This is a genomic window from Rivihabitans pingtungensis, from assembly GCF_003201855.1.
Taxonomy (GTDB): Bacteria; Pseudomonadota; Gammaproteobacteria; order Burkholderiales; family Aquaspirillaceae; genus Rivihabitans; species Rivihabitans pingtungensis.
Window position 1 is genome coordinate 1 of sequence record NZ_QJKI01000035.1, and the last position, 16,547, is coordinate 16,547.

14 protein-coding genes are annotated in these 16,547 nt (G+C 64.8%); 3 read left to right on the forward strand and 11 right to left on the reverse strand.

Annotated features, from left to right (window positions below):
• The first annotated feature begins 233 nt into the window (after positions 1–233).
• Positions 234–917 (forward strand): Crp/Fnr family transcriptional regulator, encoded by a 684-nt coding sequence (locus tag DFR34_RS15950; protein ID WP_110392151.1) that lies wholly within the window; start codon positions 234–236, stop codon positions 915–917.
• Positions 918–1,455: 538 nt separating this feature from the next.
• Here DFR34_RS15950 and DFR34_RS15955 read toward each other — a convergent pair.
• The 9 genes from DFR34_RS15955 to DFR34_RS15995 form a co-directional block, all read right to left on the reverse strand.
• A complete protein-coding gene (locus tag DFR34_RS15955; RefSeq protein ID WP_110392152.1) occupies positions 1,456–1,644 on the reverse strand; it encodes a hypothetical protein in 189 nt (62 codons plus the stop codon).
• Positions 1,645–1,730: 86 nt separating this feature from the next.
• The gene (gene ispH / locus DFR34_RS15960) at positions 1,731–2,678 is read right to left on the reverse strand and encodes a 4-hydroxy-3-methylbut-2-enyl diphosphate reductase (protein ID WP_110392153.1); all 948 of its coding nucleotides are present in this window, start codon (positions 2,676–2,678) and stop codon (positions 1,731–1,733) included.
• Complete coding sequence (lspA, locus tag DFR34_RS15965) at positions 2,675–3,157, reverse strand: signal peptidase II (RefSeq protein WP_110392154.1); 483 nt, start codon at positions 3,155–3,157, stop codon at positions 2,675–2,677. Before lspA ends, ispH begins: the two co-directional genes overlap by 4 nt.
• A complete protein-coding gene (gene ileS, locus DFR34_RS15970) occupies positions 3,150–6,020 on the reverse strand; it encodes an isoleucine--tRNA ligase (RefSeq protein ID WP_110392155.1) in 2,871 nt (956 codons plus the stop codon). Before ileS ends, lspA begins: the two co-directional genes overlap by 8 nt.
• Complete coding sequence (locus tag DFR34_RS15975; RefSeq protein WP_110392156.1) at positions 6,017–6,949, reverse strand: bifunctional riboflavin kinase/FAD synthetase; 933 nt, start codon at positions 6,947–6,949, stop codon at positions 6,017–6,019. The genes ileS and DFR34_RS15975 overlap by 4 nt, the downstream gene beginning before the upstream one ends.
• A 119-nt stretch (positions 6,950–7,068) precedes the next feature.
• Positions 7,069–7,524 (reverse strand): DoxX family protein, encoded by a 456-nt coding sequence (locus tag DFR34_RS15980; RefSeq protein WP_245906926.1) that lies wholly within the window; start codon positions 7,522–7,524, stop codon positions 7,069–7,071.
• A 65-nt stretch (positions 7,525–7,589) separates the two neighbouring features.
• The gene (locus tag DFR34_RS15985) at positions 7,590–8,339 is read right to left on the reverse strand and encodes an HvfC/BufC N-terminal domain-containing protein (RefSeq protein ID WP_158281868.1); all 750 of its coding nucleotides are present in this window, start codon (positions 8,337–8,339) and stop codon (positions 7,590–7,592) included.
• On the reverse strand, positions 8,336–9,163 hold the full coding sequence (bufB, locus tag DFR34_RS15990; protein ID WP_245906927.1) for an MNIO family bufferin maturase: 828 nt from the start codon (positions 9,161–9,163) through the stop codon (positions 8,336–8,338). The genes DFR34_RS15985 and bufB overlap by 4 nt, the downstream gene beginning before the upstream one ends.
• A 133-nt stretch (positions 9,164–9,296) precedes the next feature.
• Positions 9,297–9,557, reverse strand: a complete 261-nt coding sequence (locus DFR34_RS15995) for a BufA1 family periplasmic bufferin-type metallophore (protein ID WP_110392158.1) — start codon at positions 9,555–9,557, stop codon at positions 9,297–9,299.
• 273 nt (positions 9,558–9,830) lie between these two features.
• On the opposite strand from DFR34_RS15995, the gene DFR34_RS16000 reads away from it, so the two are divergent.
• Together DFR34_RS16000 and DFR34_RS16005 are read left to right on the forward strand one after the other, a co-directional pair.
• Positions 9,831–10,475 carry a lysophospholipid acyltransferase family protein gene (locus tag DFR34_RS16000; protein ID WP_110392159.1) on the forward strand — a complete coding sequence of 215 codons (645 nt, stop codon included), beginning with the start codon at positions 9,831–9,833 and terminating at the stop codon, positions 10,473–10,475.
• Positions 10,476–10,668: 193 nt separating this feature from the next.
• On the forward strand, positions 10,669–11,601 hold the full coding sequence (locus tag DFR34_RS16005) for a phosphatidate cytidylyltransferase (RefSeq protein ID WP_110392160.1): 933 nt from the start codon (positions 10,669–10,671) through the stop codon (positions 11,599–11,601).
• A gap of 90 nt (positions 11,602–11,691) precedes the next feature.
• Here the strand turns inward: DFR34_RS16005 and DFR34_RS16010 are convergent, their stop codons facing one another.
• Positions 11,692–12,735: a threonine aldolase family protein gene (locus DFR34_RS16010; RefSeq protein ID WP_110392161.1), complete on the reverse strand. Its 1,044-nt coding sequence runs from the start codon at positions 12,733–12,735 to the stop codon at positions 11,692–11,694.
• 151 nt (positions 12,736–12,886) lie between these two features.
• A complete protein-coding gene (mfd, locus tag DFR34_RS16015) occupies positions 12,887–16,285 on the reverse strand; it encodes a transcription-repair coupling factor (protein WP_110392162.1) in 3,399 nt (1,132 codons plus the stop codon).
• Between the last annotated feature and the right edge of the window lie 262 nt (positions 16,286–16,547).

Consider the following 16,547-nt stretch of genomic DNA (forward strand, 5'->3'; position numbering starts at 1 on the left):
GATGAAGAAACGTTGCGACGCGAGGTTGAGGCCAATGTGCGTGAACGCAACGCCAAAGCCATCCCCATCAAGTGGAAGTTCTCCACTCAGGATGCCCGACGTAAGCTTGCTCGTCTTTATCCTCGCGTTTCAACGTGACTGGCTACTAGCCCATCTGACCGAGTGACGCCTGACCAGTCACACGCTACCATGGCGCATCGCGCCCAACAGGCGCTTGTTTCAGGATTGTCGCCATGAGCCAGATCGACGTGCGGGCGCTATTGCGCCATCAACCGATGTTTCACCAACTCAGCGACGCGCAAATCGACGCGCTGGCGCCCGGCGTGCGCGAGGTGCGCGGGCAAAAAAGCCAGGTGGTGTTTCATCGCGGCGATGTGTGCGAAGGGCTGTATCTGGTGGTGTACGGGCGGGTGAAACTGTCCATCAGCTCGGCGCAGGGGGTAGAGAAAGTCATCGAGATCATCCAGCCCGGCCAGAGCTTTGCCGAGGCGGTGATGTTTTTGGGCACGCCCTGCCCGGTGACGGCGCAGTTTCTGGAAGACGGCCTGCTCTTGCAGGTGGAAGCCAGCGCCATCGACCGCGCCATGACCGACGACCCCGCTTTTGCCCGCCGCCTGCTGGCCGGGCTGTCGATGCGCCTGCACAGCCTGATCCGCGACGTTGAGCGCTATTCGATCGAAAGCTCCACCCAGCGCGTGCTGGGCTATCTGTTGCAATACGCCGACCCGGAACAGGGCGCGCAACAAGTGGTCACCCTGCCGGTCAACAAAAACCTGATCGCCTCACGGCTGAACCTCACCCCGGAAACCTTCTCGCGCGTGCTGCACCAACTCAGCGACGCCGGCCTGCTGGCAGTCAACGGCCGCGACATCACCCTGCTGGATCTGGACAAGGTGCGGGCGTTTGGGTGTGGCTGAGGCGCAGAGCGTGTGCAAAATCTGCGAAACTCGGATGATCCTGCGTTGAAATGCCCCCAAAAATGCGCATTGACCGTGTGTCAATTGCGCTTTTTGGGGGCATTTCGCCTTGGCTGACCCGTCGTTCGCTAGACTTTAAACACGTTCTCAGGATTCTGGCAAAGACAAATACGATACGTTGAGTCGTTGAGTGTTTTGATTTCGCTGTAGCCAGATGAAATAAACCGATAATTGGCGCGAAGGCCCTACGTCAGCGCACTCGCCTGTACGCGGGTATTTCAACGGAGCGCGACTCGGCCATTTTCGGCATGAATCTCTGCCAAATATCGTTCTCGCGAAAGTGGAAACCCAGACTGCCACAGCGTGCGCAGTTGGCATTGCAGGAGGTCAGCGCGCTGTGGATGCACCTGGATTCCCGCCTTCGCGGGGATGACGCGGCGGGGCGCAATGCGCGGTCGCTGTGTCACGTTAAGGTCTTGTTTTGACGCAAATAGCACAAGACGTCAGGCGTCAGCTCACTCGCATCTACCCTCGTGTTTCAACGTGACTGACTACTAGACAACAACCTGGGCTCATAGCTGACGCCCTGGCGCTGCGCGTCATGCAGCTTGATCTTGACCTGACTGGGCTGGTTGACCGATGCGGTGGCCATGAACTGACGCAGTTGCGCGCTGGCCTGCGGGTCTTGCAGCACCCGGCGCAATTTATCGCTGAACACCACTTTCATTGTCATTCTCCCAAAGCCATGCATCGCGGCGCACCCCATGCCAATATAGTATGGGGTGCGTCAACACACGCCAGCAAACGAAAAACTTACCCCTCGTCCCGCTCGCGCAGCCCTGGCGGCAGTGAGAAGCGCACGCGCTCTTCCACGCCGGGCAGTTCGGCCACGTTGTCGGCGCCGAGTTCGCGGATGCGTTCGATCACCGAGCGCACCAGCACGTCCGGGGCCGAGGCGCCGGCGGTGACGCCCACCTGACTGGCCTGGGCGAACCATTCCGGCTTGAGCTCGCTGGCGTTGTCTACCATATAGGCGGTTACGCCGCGCAGCGCGGCCACTTCGCGCAGGCGGTTGGAGTTGGAGCTATTGGGCGAGCCGACCACAATCACCAGGTCACACTGGGCGGTGAGCGCCTTGACGGCGTCCTGACGGTTTTGCGTGGCGTAGCAGATATCGTCTTTTTTCGGGCCGTGGATATCAGGAAAGCGCGCGCGCAGGGCGTCGATGATGTCGCGGGTTTCGTCCACCGACAGCGTGGTTTGCGACACATAGGCCAGCGCCTGCGGGTTGCGCACGCTCAGCGTGGCCACGTCGGCGACGGTTTCCACCAGATACATGCCGTCGGGCGACTGGCCCATGGTGCCTTCCACCTCGGGGTGGCCGGCGTGGCCGATCATGACGATTTCCTGGCCGGCGTCGCGCATGCGGCGCACTTCCACATGCACCTTGGTGACCAGCGGGCAGGTGGCGTCGAACACGCGCAGGCCGCGCTGTTCCGCTTCAGCGCGCACCGACAGCGGCACGCCGTGGGCGGAATAAATCAGCGTGCTGCCCGGCGGCACGTCGGCCAGGTCTTCGATAAAGATCGCCCCTTGCTCACGCAGATTGTTGACGACGAATTTATTGTGCACCACTTCGTGACGCACATAAATCGGCGCGCCAAACTGCGCCAGGGCGCGTTCGACAATGGCGATGGCGCGGTCCACCCCGGCGCAAAAGCCGCGCGGGTTGGCAAGCAACACCTGAATGGGCTGGCTCATGCCGGTTTCCTTGTGGCGGGTTGACGAAAACTGTCCAGCACCATCAGCGCGGCGCCCAGGCAGATGGCGCTGTCGGCCAGATTGAACGCCGGCCAATAGTAATGCTGATAATAAACCTGGATAAAATCAATCACATGACCGTGAATCAGCCGGTCAATGACATTGCCCAGCGCGCCGCCGATGATCAGCGCGCTGGCCAGGTTCATCATCCGGCTCTGGCCGCCGCGCAGCATCTGCCAGCCCAGCCAGCCGGACACGGCAAACGCCAGCGCGGTAAAGAAAAACTTCTGCCAGCCGCCGGCGTCGGCCAAAAAGCTGAACGCCGCGCCAGGGTTATACACCAGCACAAAGTTGAACAGGCCGGGGATCACCTCACGCACTTCGCCATACTGATAGGCGCCGTTGAAATACACCTTGCTCAGTTGATCCAGCACGATCACCAGCACCGACAGCACAAACCAGCGAACAGCCTCAGGCATGGGCGCGCGCCTCGCCGTCGCCAAACAGATTGCTCACGCAGCGGCCGCACAGGGTGGGGTGCTCGGCGTGGGCGCCCACGTCGTCGCGCCAGTGCCAGCAGCGCTCGCACTTTTGCGCTTCGGCGGCGCGCACGCTGATGGCGGTGTGCTCGCCCGCGCTCAGCGTCACCTTGGAGACGATCAGCACAAATTTCAGGTCATCGCCCAGCGAGGCCAGCAGCGGGTAGAGCTCGGCGTCGGCGACGATGTCCACTTCGGCTTGCAGCGACGAGCCCAGCACATTGGCCACGCGCTGGTCTTCGATCAGCTTGTTGACGTTGGCGCGCACGGCGCGCAGCGCGCTCCAGCGCGCCAGCAGCTCGGCCTCGCCGGCCACCTCCGGCAGCGCGTGCCAGGTGTGGAACAGCGCGCTGTCTTCGGCGTCGCCGCTGAACACCGCCCAGGCTTCGTCGCTGGTGAAGCACAGCACCGGTTGCAGCCACAGCAGCAAGGCGCGGGTGATGTGCCACAGCGCGGTTTGCGCCGAGCGGCGCGCCGACGAATCGGCGGCGGTGGTGTACAGGCGGTCTTTGAGGATGTCCAGGTAAAACGCGCCCAGGTCGTCCGAGCAGAAGGTGACGATGTCCTGCATGGCGTGATGGAAGGCGTAGCGCGGGTACAGATCGCCCGTCAGCCGGCTTTGCAGCGCGCGGGTTTGCGCCAGCGCGTAGCGGTCGATTTCCAGCAGATTGTCCACCGCCACGCCGTCGCGGGCCAGGTCGAAATCGGTCAGATTGGCCAGCAGGAAGCGGATGGTGTTGCGCAGGCGGCGATAGCTTTCGGTGACGCCCTTCAGGATGGTGTCAGAAATCGCCAGCTCGCCCGAGTAATCCGTCGCGGCCACCCACAGACGCAGGATGTCGGCGCCCAGGGTGTCGTTGATTTTTTGCGGGGCGATGACATTGCCCAGCGATTTGGACATCTTGCGGCCCTGGCCGTCCACCACAAAGCCGTGGGTCAGCAACTGGTCGTACGGGGCGCGGCCGGTGGTGGCGCAGCCGGTGAGCATCGAGCTCTGGAACCAGCCGCGATGCTGGTCCGAGCCTTCCAGATACAAATCCGCCGGCCATTTCAGCTCGTCGCGCTGGCGCAGCACGGCGTAGTGGGTGGAGCCGGAGTCAAACCACACGTCCAGGGTGTCGGTCAGCTTGCGGTATTGGCTGGCCTCGTCGCCCAGCAGCTCGGCGGCGTCCAGCTGGAACCAGGCCTCGATGCCTTCTTGCTCGATGCGCAGCGCCACCTGTTCCAGCAGCTCGGCCGAGCGCGGGTGCAGGGCGCCGGTTTCTTTGTGCACAAAGAAAGTCATCGGCACGCCCCAGTTGCGCTGGCGCGACACGCACCAGTCCGGGCGGTTGCCGATCATCGCTTCCAGCCGGGCGCGGCCCCAGGCCGGGAAGAACTGGGTGTGCTCCACCGCGCGCATGGCGTTGGCGCGCAGCGCCACGCCGTCCTGGCCGACGGTGTCCATGCCGATAAACCACTGGCTGGTGGCGCGGAAGATAATCGGGGTTTTATGCCGCCAGCAGTGCGGGTAGCTGTGCTTGAGCGCCTCGCTGGCCAGCAGGGCGTCGTGCTCGGTGAGGGTTTCCAGCACTTTCGGGTTGGCTTCCCACACGCTCAGGCCGGCAAACAGCGGCGTGCCGGGGATAAAGCGGCCGTCGTCGCCCACTGGGTTGTCCACCGCCAGCTGATACTTCAGGCCGGCCTGGAAGTCTTCCAGACCATGCGCCGGGGCAGTGTGCACCAGGCCGGTGCCGGCGTCGGCGCCGACGTGCTCGCCCAGAATCACCGGCACCTGGCGCGGCTGGAAGGGATGCTGCAAGGGCAGCAGGTCCAGCGCGGCGCCCTTGGCCTGGCCCAGCAGTTGGGCGCCGTCGGCCAAGTTGTAGCGCTTGAGCGCGCCTTCGGCCAGCTCAGCGGCCAGAATCAGCGCGCCGCGCGCGGTGGCCCACAGTTGATAATCCAGATTCGGGTGCACCGCCACCGCCTGGTTGGCCGGCAGCGTCCACGGCGTGGTAGTCCAGATCACCGCGCGCGCCTGGCCGTCCAGCGACGCCAGGCCAAAGGCGGTGGCCAGGCGGGCGGTGTCGGCCACCAGAAAGCCGACATCAATCGCCGGCGAGGTTTTGTCTTCGTACTCCACCTCGGCTTCGGCCAGGGCCGAGCCGCAGTCGATACACCAGTGCACCGGCTTCTTGCCCTGCACCAGATAGCCGTTCTGGTGGATTTTGCCCAGCGTGCGCACGATGTCCGCTTCGGTGCGGTAGTTCATGGTCAGGTAGGGGTTATCCCAATCGCCCAGCACGCCCAGGCGGATAAAGTCGGCTTTTTGCCGCTCGATCTGCACCATGGCGTAAGAACGGCACAGCTTGCGCACCACCGAGGCCGGCAGGCGGGTTGCTTTCGGGTCCAGGCCGTTTTGCTGGCGATAGGCGACGATCAGCTGATGAATGCCGGGCGCGGCTTCGATGGCTTTTTTGTCGCCCTTGATCAGTTTTTCGATCTGGTGCTCGATCGGCAGGCCGTGGCAATCCCAGCCCGGCACATAGGGCGCGTCAAAGCCGGCCAGGGTTTTCGAGCGGATGATGATGTCTTTGAGAATCTTGTTGACCGCATGGCCGATGTGAATGTCGCCGTTGGCGTAGGGCGGGCCGTCGTGCAGCACAAACTTGGGCCGGCCGGCGGTGCGCTGGCGCAGCGCCTGATAGCGCTGGCCGGCTTGCCACTGCGCCACCCAGCCGGGTTCGCGCTTGGCCAGATCGCCGCGCATGGGAAAGGCGGTGTCCAGCAGGTTGACGGCGTATTTCTTGGAGTCGGTGCTCATGCGGAAACTCTCTGCAAAGTCGATAGATGGTGGCGGGCGGCGGCGGCGTCGGCATCAATCTGCGCCGTCAGCGCCGCCAGCGAGTCAAAGCGTTGTTCATCGCGCAGCTTGGCCAGAAAGCGCACGCAAATCAATTGGCCGTAGAGATTGCCGGCAAAGTCGAACAGATGGACTTCCAGCTTGTAATCGTCCCCCTGATCGACCGTGGGGTTTTTGCCCAGGCTGGCCACGCCGCCAAAGCGGCCGGCGGCGGTGTCCACTTCCACCACAAAAATCCCGGCCAGCGCCGGCTTGCGGTGCGGCAGGTGCACATTGGCAGTGGGATAGCCCAGAGTGCGGCCCAGCTTTTTGCCGTGCATCACCCGGCCGGTGAGCTGGTAATGCCGGCCCAGCAGCGCCTCGGCGTGGGCAAAGTCGCCTGCGGCCAGCGCCTCGCGGATGCGCGAGCTGGAGGCGCGCTCACCGTGCACGCTGATGGTGGGCATCGCCTCGGTGACAAAGTGCGGACAGGCTTGCAGGGTGGAAAAGTTCCCCAGCCGGCGGGCGCCAAACTGGAAATCATCGCCAATCAGCACGTATTGCGCGCCCAGGCCAGCCACCAGAACCTGATCAATAAAATCCTGCGCGCTCAGCGCGGCAAACGCCGGGGTGAAGCGATGCACATAAAGATGATCAAGTAAGCCGGTGGCCTTGAGCGACAGCACTTTGTCGCGCAGCGTGGCCAGCCGCGCCGGCGGATTGCCACGGGCAAACACCTCACGCGGGTGCGGCTCGAAGGTGAGCAGCGCCGTGGGCAAGCCGCGCGCGCTGGCGCGCTCGCGCAAACAGGCCAGCATGGCCTGGTGGCCACGGTGCACGCCGTCAAAATTGCCAATGGTCAGCGCGCAGGCCGAAGGCCGGGCGGCTGAGGCGCCAAAATGAACCTGCATGGCTGAAAATCGCTGGAAAACCTTGGATTCTAACGGGTATCGCCGCGCTGCACCACAATCTGGCGCATGCGCGGCGACAACAGCGGCCCACGGGTGCGGGCGGGCCATGGCGGGCTATTTTACGGATGCAAACGCCGCAGCAAAAAGCGATCCACCGACCAGCCGCCACCGCCATAGGCCAGCAGCAGGGCCAGCAGCATGCCCCAATAGACATGAAACTGGCGGGCAATCTCTGGCATGGCTGGGTAGGAAATCACCGCCATCAGGTTCAGCGCAAACAAACCCAGCGCCGCCAGCCGGGTGGCCAGTCCCAGCGACAGCAGCATGGGCAGCAGAATTTCGCACGCGGTGGCCAGCAGCGCCGCCAGCATCGGCGGCAGCACGGGCACCTGGTATTCGTCGGTGAACAAGGCCAACGTCACGTCCCAGTCGGCCAGCTTGGTCATGCCGGCGCGAAAAAACACATCGGCCAAAAATAAGCGCACACCCAGGGTCAAGGGCGCGCGCAGGGCATTGGCCGCGCGCGACCACGGCAGGCAGCGCGCCAACCAGGCGCGCAAACGCAGTTCCATCATGTTTTCTCCTCAGCGCCGCTCACAAGCCGCGCCTGGCGTCATTGCGCCGGGCTGGCTCAGCGATTTTATGTATCCGCCCAGGCGCCAGCGGCAGCCAGCCAGCCCAGGCTATCAGCCAGATTCAAGCTGGACTCCACCGCCAGCGCCGCCTGTGCGGCGTCGCCCAGGGGGGCATTCAGCCACAGTGCTTCCAGCAGCGCAGCCTGGCCGGGGCTGAGCGCCAGCCATTGCGGGGCGAGCGCAGGCCGGCTAAGCAGCCACACGCCGCCGCCGCTGTTCAAGTCAATATAGAAGTCGCCGTGCGGATTATCCTGATGGCAAGCAAAAATCTCACCCAGTGGCCAGGGCGAGGCCACGCAGCTGGCGGCCGGGTGGCGGCTCAGCCGCACATCGGCCCAGGCCTCGGGCGGCAGCGCCGCCAGCTGCGCCGGACGCCAGCAGTCGGCAGCCGCTGCCCAGGCGGCGCGATGCCAGGCCCATTCAAAGCGCGCCACATCGGCCAGATAAGGCAGCTCGGCGGCCGGGGCAAACTGCGCCAGAAAATCGCCCATGCGCGCGCCGTCATCGCACAGATTGGCGCTGGCCGCCGGCTCGGCGCTGACATAGTGACGGCACACCCCGCGCATGAATTCCGCGCCAACCAGCTGCCCGCACACCGGAAACGCCGCCAGCAGCGCTTCCACCCGCACCAGCCGGGCATTGCCGCGATAGGCGTCCAGCCCCGGCTGGCTCAGCCCGGCCGGCAAGGGCGACGGCGCTTCGGGCGCGGTGATGGCGTCAATCAGCTGGCTTTGCCAGCCCAGCAGCGCGCTCATGCCGCCTCCTTGACCACACAGGCGTCCAGCACGCGCTGGGCGCGGGCGGCTTCGGCCAGCAGGGTATCCAGCGGGGGGATATCCAAATCCCATTCAATCAGCGTCGGCGTCGGGCCAAAGCGCGTCAGCGCTTCTTGGTACAGGCCCCATACCGCTTCGCACACCGGCTGGCTGTGCGAATCAATCACCAGGCCGTCGCGGCGGATAAACCCGGCCAGGTGGATTTCCGCCACCACGCCGCGCGCGGGCAGCGCCTGCATGGCGGCGCGGGCGTCGCGGCCCAGGTTCAGTTGGTTGACGTACAGATTATTGACGTCCAGCAGCACGCCGCAGCCAGTGCGCGCGGCCAGCTCGGCCAAAAACTCGCCCTCGCCAATATCATCATCCGGGCAGGCCAGACAGGCCGAGACATTCTCCACCAGCAGGCGCTGGCCCAACGCATCCTGCACCTGCTGCACGCGCTGGGCGACGTGCGCCAGGCATTCTTCGGTGTAGGGCAGCGGCAAGAGATCATTCACCACCTTGCCGTGCGCGCGGTTGAACGACAGATGCTCGGACACCGCCGCCGGCCGCACCGCCCGCACCAGCGTGGTCAGCGCGCGCAGATGCTCGGCGTCCAGCGGCTCGACCGCGCCCAGACCCATGCCCACGCCGTGCAGGCTGAGCGGATAGCGCGCGGCCAGCTCACGCGCCAGCTGGCCAGCCGGGCCGCCGCCAAACACGTTTTCGCTGTGGATTTCAATCCAGCGGATGGCCGGGTGGCCGTCCAGCGCGGCGCGCACATGCGGCGCGCGCAGGCCGATGCCGGCGGAACAAGGCAGCATGGAAAACTCCAGAGGCAGGAAATTAAAGAGAAAAATCTGGCGGGAGCTGCAGGGCAAAACATCGCCGCCGACGCTTTGCCTTGCCGCCCCAGGCCCGGCGCAACTGGCTGCCGGGCCCAAAGCAAAGCGGTGCTTACTTGCCTGCGGTCAGCGAGCCGCCCATTTTTTCGCAGCTGCCCTTGGCGACAAATTTCCAGTCACCCGGATCTTTGTCCTTGGTGGCCTGACCGGCGCAGCTGTGGGTGCCCAGGGCGTTGGCGCAGTCGTTTTTGCCGGCGGTGGCGATGCCGTAGCATTTTTCTTTGTCGGCGGCCATGGCCGGGGCGGCGGCCAGCGAGCCAGCGGCCACCAGGCCAGCCAGGGCGGAAGCGATCAGAGCGCGGGATGCTTGCATGGTGAAACTCCTTGTCAATCAAATGAGTAAAGTGGCCAATGCCACCGGTTGAACGGCGGTGATGCGCCGTTTTCTGCCCCTTGGTCGGCGCAGCAACAGGCATCCTTACGCAGCATACAAAAAATTTTGCCCATTTTTTTGAGTTTATGTCGCACCGCCCCTGGCCGAACAACTGGCATGGCTATCTCGACAAATCATGCCTGATGAATGACACTGGCGACGCAAGGCGGCGGCGTAGCGCCCAGCCGCCCCTCTAACCGACAGCGAGCGCTTATGGACGCCCAACTCAACCTTGCCTCTCGCCGCCTGCCCGCACGCCCTTACCGGGTGCTGCGCGAATTGCTGTGTTCGCTGGTGCGTCTGCTGGTGGGGGCCTACCCCTGTGGTCAACCGCCCGCCAGCGGCCAGGTGGTGTACTTTGCCAACCACACCAGCCATCTGGACACCCTGACTTTATTATCCGCGCTGTCCTTGCGCGCCCGCTCGCGCACCCGGCCAGTGGCGGCGCTGGATTACTGGGGCGCCAAGCCCTGGCGGCGCTGGGTGGCAGAAAATCTGCTGAATGTGGTGTTGATCGACCGCTGCGGCGGCAGCGGCGACCCACTGGCCCCGGTGCACGAGGCTTTGGCAGCGGGGTTTTCGCTGATTTTGTTCCCGGAGGGCACCCGCCGCGACACCGAGCTGCCCGGCCCTTTCAAAAGCGGGCTTTACCACCTGGCGCGCGCCCACCCGCGCGCGCAGCTGACGCCGGTATACCTGGAAAACCTGCACCGCATCCTGCCCAAGGGCGCGCGGCTGCCTTTGCCACTGATCAACAAAGTCTGGTTTGGCGCACCGCTGGCGCCGGCTGGCGACGACAAAACGGCTTTTCTGGCGCATGCGCATGCCGCAGTGTGCGCGCTGTCGCCCGGCCATTAGCGGACTCGGGCCTGCCAGTTGGCTAAGAGTCGCCCACCAAACCCAGCGAAGCGGCCCTGGCTAAGCGAGTGACCGCAGACAGTACAAGTAGGGGGTTTTGTGAGCGGCGCTAAATACCGGCCCGGCGACGCCCCTGCCTTGCCGCAAAGTCACTGCGCGTGGCCAGCGACGATAATTCATCTACACGGAGACGATGGTGCATCAAAATTTCTGGCAATTGGCCGGCGGCATTCTGGCGTGTTTGCTGCTGGCCACCCTGATCGGCCGGCTGATTGCCTGGCGGCACGGCGACAGCCCCACCGTGCGCAACCTCAATGAGCGCATCCACGCCTGGTGGGCGCTGATTGGCGTGGCGCTGCCAGTGCTGGCGCTGGGCAAAGCGCTGACCATCGCCCTGTTTGCCTTGCTGTCGTTCATGACCTTGCGCGAGTTTCTCTCGCTCACCCCCACCCGCCCAGGTGACCGGCCGGTGCTGTTTCTGGCGTTTTTTGTGTCGATTCCGTTTCAGTATGCGCTGGTGGCGATGGGCTGGTATGGGCTGTTTGCCGTGCTGATTCCAGTGTATGGGTTTTTTCTGCTGTCGGCGGTGGCCACCCTGGCGCAGGATGCCGAGCATTTTCTGGAGCGCAGCGCGCGCATTCAGTGGGCGGTGATGGTGTGCGTGTACGGCATCAGCCATGCGCCGGCGCTGCTGTTTCTGGATTTGCCCGGCTATCCGCAAGATCACGCCGTGCTGCTGTTGTTCTTTTTGCTGGTGGTGCAGCTGTCGGATATCTTGCAGTATGTGTGCGGCAAGCTGTTTGGCCGGCGCAAGGTGGCCCCGGTGCTCAGCCCGAACAAAACCTGGGAGGGCCTGCTGGGCGGCGGCGGCCTGGCCAGCGCGGCGGGCGCGGCCTTGTATGGCTTTACCCCGTTCACGCCCTGGCAAGCGGCCTTGCTGTCGGCGGCCGTGGTGGGCGCCGGCTTTTTTGGCGGGCTGGTGTTGTCCGCGGTGAAACGCTCGCTGGGCGTCAAAGACTGGGGGCAAAGCCTGCCCGGCCACGGCGGCATGCTGGACCGGCTGGATTCGGTGGCCTTTGCCGCGCCGATTTTCTTTCACCTCACCCGCTACGGCTTTGCCCCCTGACCTCCCGCGCTGAGCGTCGCTCACCAACCCAGCACAGCGCGCCTGGCCAAGTACACGGCCGCAACGCCAGGCGGGTTTGGTGGGCGCCGCTTAGCCTGCCAGTCGGGTTGCTTCCGCCAACAACGCATCCACCTCATCCTCGCGGGTGGCGAACGAAGTCACCAGCCGCGCCACGCCTGGCGCCCAGCGGCCGGTGTAAAACATGAAGCCCGCCGCCTGCAAACCGCTCAGCACCGCCTCGGGCAGTTGGCAAAACACAATATTGGCCTCGACCGGCGCGCTCAGCGTCACCCCCGGCACCGCAGCCAGGCCGTGCGCCAGCCGCGCGGCCATGGCGTTGGCGTGGCGGGCGTGACGCAGCCAGGCGTCGTCGTGCAGATAGCCTTGCAGCTGGGCGGCGCAAAAGCGGGTTTTTGACAGCAAATGGCCGGCGCGCTTGCGGCGGAAAGCCAGCTCGCGCGCCAGGCCAGGGTCGAACACCACAATCGCCTCGGCCGCCATCGCGCCGTTCTTGCTGGCGCCAAACGACAGCACATCCACCCCGCGCTGCCAGGTCATTTCTGCTGGCGAGCAATCCAGCCGCGCCAGCGCATTGGCGAACCGCGCGCCATCCATATGCAGCCCCACCCCAGCCTGCCGACACACTGCGCCAATCGCCTCCAGCTCGTCCAGCGTGTAAACACTGCCCACCTCGGTGGCCTGGGTCAGGCTGACGGCGGATGGCTGCACGCTGTGCACATCGCCTTTTTTCTGCCGCAAGGCCGCCGCCAGCGCATCCGGGCAGAGCTTGCCCCGCGCGCCAGCCAGCGGCTGCAATTTGGCCCCGGCGGTAAAAAACTCCGGCGCGCCGCATTCATCATGCTGGATATGGCTGTCGGCATGACACAGCACACAGCCCCACGGCGGCGTCAACGCCGCCAGGCTCAGCGCATTGGCGGCGGTGCCGGTGCTCACCAGCAACACCGTCACCGGATACTCGAACAGCTCGGCAAACTGCGCCTCCAGCGCCTGGGTCAAGGGGTCATGACCATACGCCGCCGCCGGCCCATCGTTGGCGGCAATCAGCGCCTGCAGCACCTCCGGGCACATGCCGGCGGCGTTGTCGCTGGTGAAGTAAATCGGGGCATCAGACATTCAGGGCTTTCTGTGTGGGTCAGGTCGATGGGGAAAATCCAGCATATATTTAGCGTCGCTCACACAACTCAGCGCAGCGGCCCTGGCGAGGCGCACGACCGCAGACATGCAAAATCGAGCAACGAGGCCAGGAGGGTTTTGTGCGCGGCGCTCAACTCAACTCCCGCAGCAACTCCTTCACCCGCGCACAACGCAGCGCCACATCCGGCAGGGCGCTTTCCACCCGCAGTTTGTCTTGCCCGGCCAGTTTGTAATTGCGCTTGTTCTGGATCAGCCCGATGATTTTCATCGGGTCAATCGGCGGGTTTTTGATAAAGGTGAGTTGAATAGCCACTTCGCTGGCATCGATTTTCTGGATGCCCAGTTCGCGGGCGGCCAGGCGCAGGCGGTGGCAGTCGATCAGGGTTTTGACGGGTTGCGGCGGCAGGCCGAAGCGGTCGATCAGTTCTTCGTGGATGGCGTCGATGTCGCCGTCGCTGTCGCAGCTGGCCAGGCGCTTGTACAGCACCAGCCGTTCGTGCACGTCCGGGCAGTAGTCTTCCGGCAGCAGCGCCGGGCTGTGCAGATTGATTTCGGTGGTGACGCCCAGCGGGGCGTCCAGGTCGGGTTCGTGGCCTTTTTTCAGCGCCTTGACCGCCTGCTTGAGCATTTCGGTGTACAGCGAGAAGCCCACCTCGTGCATTTCGCCGGATTGGCCCTCGCCCAGCACTTCGCCGGCGCCACGGATTTCCAGGTCGTGCATGGCCAGATAAAAACCACTGCCGAGTTCTTCCATCGACTGAATCGCTTCCAGCCGTTTTTGCGCGTCGCGGCTCAGCCCTTCGCCGGTCAGCAGGTAGGCGTAGGCTTGGTGGTGGCTGCGGCCGACGCGGCCGCGCAGCTGGTGCAGCTGGGCCAGGCCAAATTTGTCGGCGCGGTGGATCAGGATGGTGTTGGCGTTGGGGATGTCGATGCCGGTTTCGATGATGGTCGAGCACAGCAGCACATTGAAGCGCTGCTGGTGAAAATCGCGCATCACCTGCTCCAGCTCGCGTTCGCGCAGTTGGCCGTGCGCCACGCCGATGCGCGCTTCCGGCAGCAGCTCGGCCAGCCGTTCGCGCATGTTTTCGATGGTGTCCACTTCGTTATACAGATAAAACACCTGGCCGCCGCGCTTGAGCTCGCGCAGCGCCGCCTCGCGCACCACGCCATGGCTGTGCGGGGTGACAAAGGTTTTCACCGCCAGCCGGCGGTTGGGGGCGGTGGCGATCACCGAGAAGTCACGCAGGCCTTCCAGGCTCATCGCCAGGGTGCGCGGAATCGGCGTGGCGGTCAGCGTCAGCACGTCCACATTGGCGCGCAGGCGCTTGAGCTGTTCTTTCTGGCGCACGCCAAAGCGGTGTTCCTCGTCGATGATCACCAGGCCCAGCCGGGCAAATTCCACATCGGGCTGGGTCAGCCGGTGGGTGCCGATCACAATGTCCACGCTGCCGTCGGCCAGGCCGGCCATGGCGGCCTTGAGCTCTTTGCCGCTCTTGAAGCGCGACAGCTCGGCGATTTTCACCGGCCAGTCGGCAAAGCGGTCGGCGAAATTCTGAAAGTGCTGTTCGGTCAGCAGGGTGGTCGGCGCCAGCACCGCCACCTGTTTGCCGCCCAGCACCGCCACAAACGCCGCGCGCAGGGCCACTTCGGTTTTGCCAAAGCCCACATCGCCGCACACCAGCCGGTCCATCGGCTTGCCCGAGGTCATGTCGGCAATCACCGCGTCGATGGCGGCTTGCTGGTCGGGGGTTTCGTCAAAGGCAAAGCCGTCGGCAAAGGCGGCGTAGTCGTCTTCGGACAAGGCAAAGGCATGGCCTTCGCGGGCGGCGCGCTGGGCGTACAGGTTCAGCAGCTCGGCGGCGGTGTCGCGGGCTTTTTCGGCGGCGCGCTGTTTGGCCTTGTCCCATTGCGGCGAGCCCAGTTTGGTCAGCGGGGCGTTTTCCTGCGCGCCGCCGGCCCAGCGTGAAATCAGATGCAGCTGGCTCACCGGCACATACAGCCGCGCCTGGTCGGCGTACTCCAGCATCATCATCTCGGATTCGCCCTCGCCCAGGTCCATCGACACCAGGCCCTGATAGCGGCCGATGCCGTGGGTTTCGTGCACCACCGGGTCGCCAATCTTGACCTCGGCCAGGTCTTTGAGCATGGCGTCCTGGCTGGCGCGGCTGCGCTGACGGCGGCGCAGGCGCGGGCTGTGCTGGTAGAGCTCGCTTTCGGTGATCACCGCCAGTTGGGCGGCCGGGTCGATAAAACCGGCGCTCAGCGGCGCGGCCAGCAGCGCCAGCGGCGTCTGCCCGTCAACAAAGCCGGCAAAGTCAGCCACCGGCTGCGGGCGCAGGCCGTGCTCGGCGAGAAAATGTTGCAGGGTTTCCCGCCGGCCCAGGCTTTCCGCCACGATCAGCGCGCGGCCGGCAAAACCGGCGACAAACTGACGCAGGGCGGCCAGCGGGTCGTCGGCGCGGCGGTCCACCGCCAGCGCCGGCAGCGCCGCCACGCTGGCGTCTGCTTCACCATCGGCGGGCAGCTCCAGGCGCGGGTAGGTTTTCAGCGCCGCCATCAGCGCGTCCGGGTAGATAAACACCTCGCCAGGCGGCAGCAGCGGCCGCGCCGGGTCGCCGCGCAATAGGGTGTAGCGCGAGCCGATTTCGTGCCAGAAGCCTTCCGCCGCCGCCAGCACGTCGTGATGCAGCGCCAGCCGGGCGTGTTCGCCCAGGTAGTCGAACAGGGTGGCGGTTTCGCTGAAAAACAGCGGCAGATAGTATTCGATGCCGGCCGGCCAGCACTGGCTGGACACGTCTTTGTAGATTTGCGCGCGCGACGGGTCGCCTTCCATGCGCTCACGAAACTGCTGGCGGAAGGTGGTGACGCCGCTTTCATCGGTGGGGAATTCCCGCGCCGGCAGCAGACGCACGTCTTTCACTGGGTAGAGCGTGCGCTGGGTGTCCACGTCGAAGGTGCGCAGATTGTCGATTTCGTCGTCGAACAAATCAATGCGGTAGGGCAGCGCCGAGCCGGTGGGAAACAGATCAATCAAGCCGCCGCGCACCGAGAATTCACCGGGGCTGTACACCTGGGTGACATGGGTGTAGCCGGCCAGCGCCAGGTCGGCGCGCAGGGCGTCGGCGTTGAGCTTTTGCCCCTGGCTGAGCATAAAGGTGCGCCCGGCCAGAAAGCTCACCGGCGCCAGCCGGGTCATTGCCGTGCTGACCGGGGCCAGAATGATGTCGGCCTGACCCTGGCGGATTTGCCATAGCGTGGCCAGCCGCTCGGACACCAGGTCGGCGTGCGGCGAAAAATGGTCGTAGGGCAGGGTTTCCCAGTCGGGCAGCAACAGCACGCGCGCGGTGGGGGCAAACACCGGGATTTCTTCTTTCAGCCGTTGCGCCGCCTGGGCGTCGGCGGTCAACACCAGCAGCGGCAGGCCGGGTTCGATCTGGGCGGCCAGCAGGCGGGCGTCGGCGCCGGGGCCGAGCGCGCCCAGACGGTGTTTCTGGCCGGGACGAAGAGAGGCAAACAAGGCAGCAGACATGGGCTGGGCCACAACAACAAGAAAGACGCGATTGTAGCCCAGCCAGGCAATGTGCTTCGAGTACCAGACATCGGCTCACCTTGATCCATGTCATGCCATACGTATAAATCACGGGTGTTTTTCTCAGCTTGTTCATACAATCGGCGCATATCGGTATGATTGGATGCCCTGGCGCGCAAACCTGCCACCAGGACAACACATGCAGCATCATCGCGCCACGCCCGCACATCCGTAGGGCAGGCTGCCAAATAAACACCGCTCA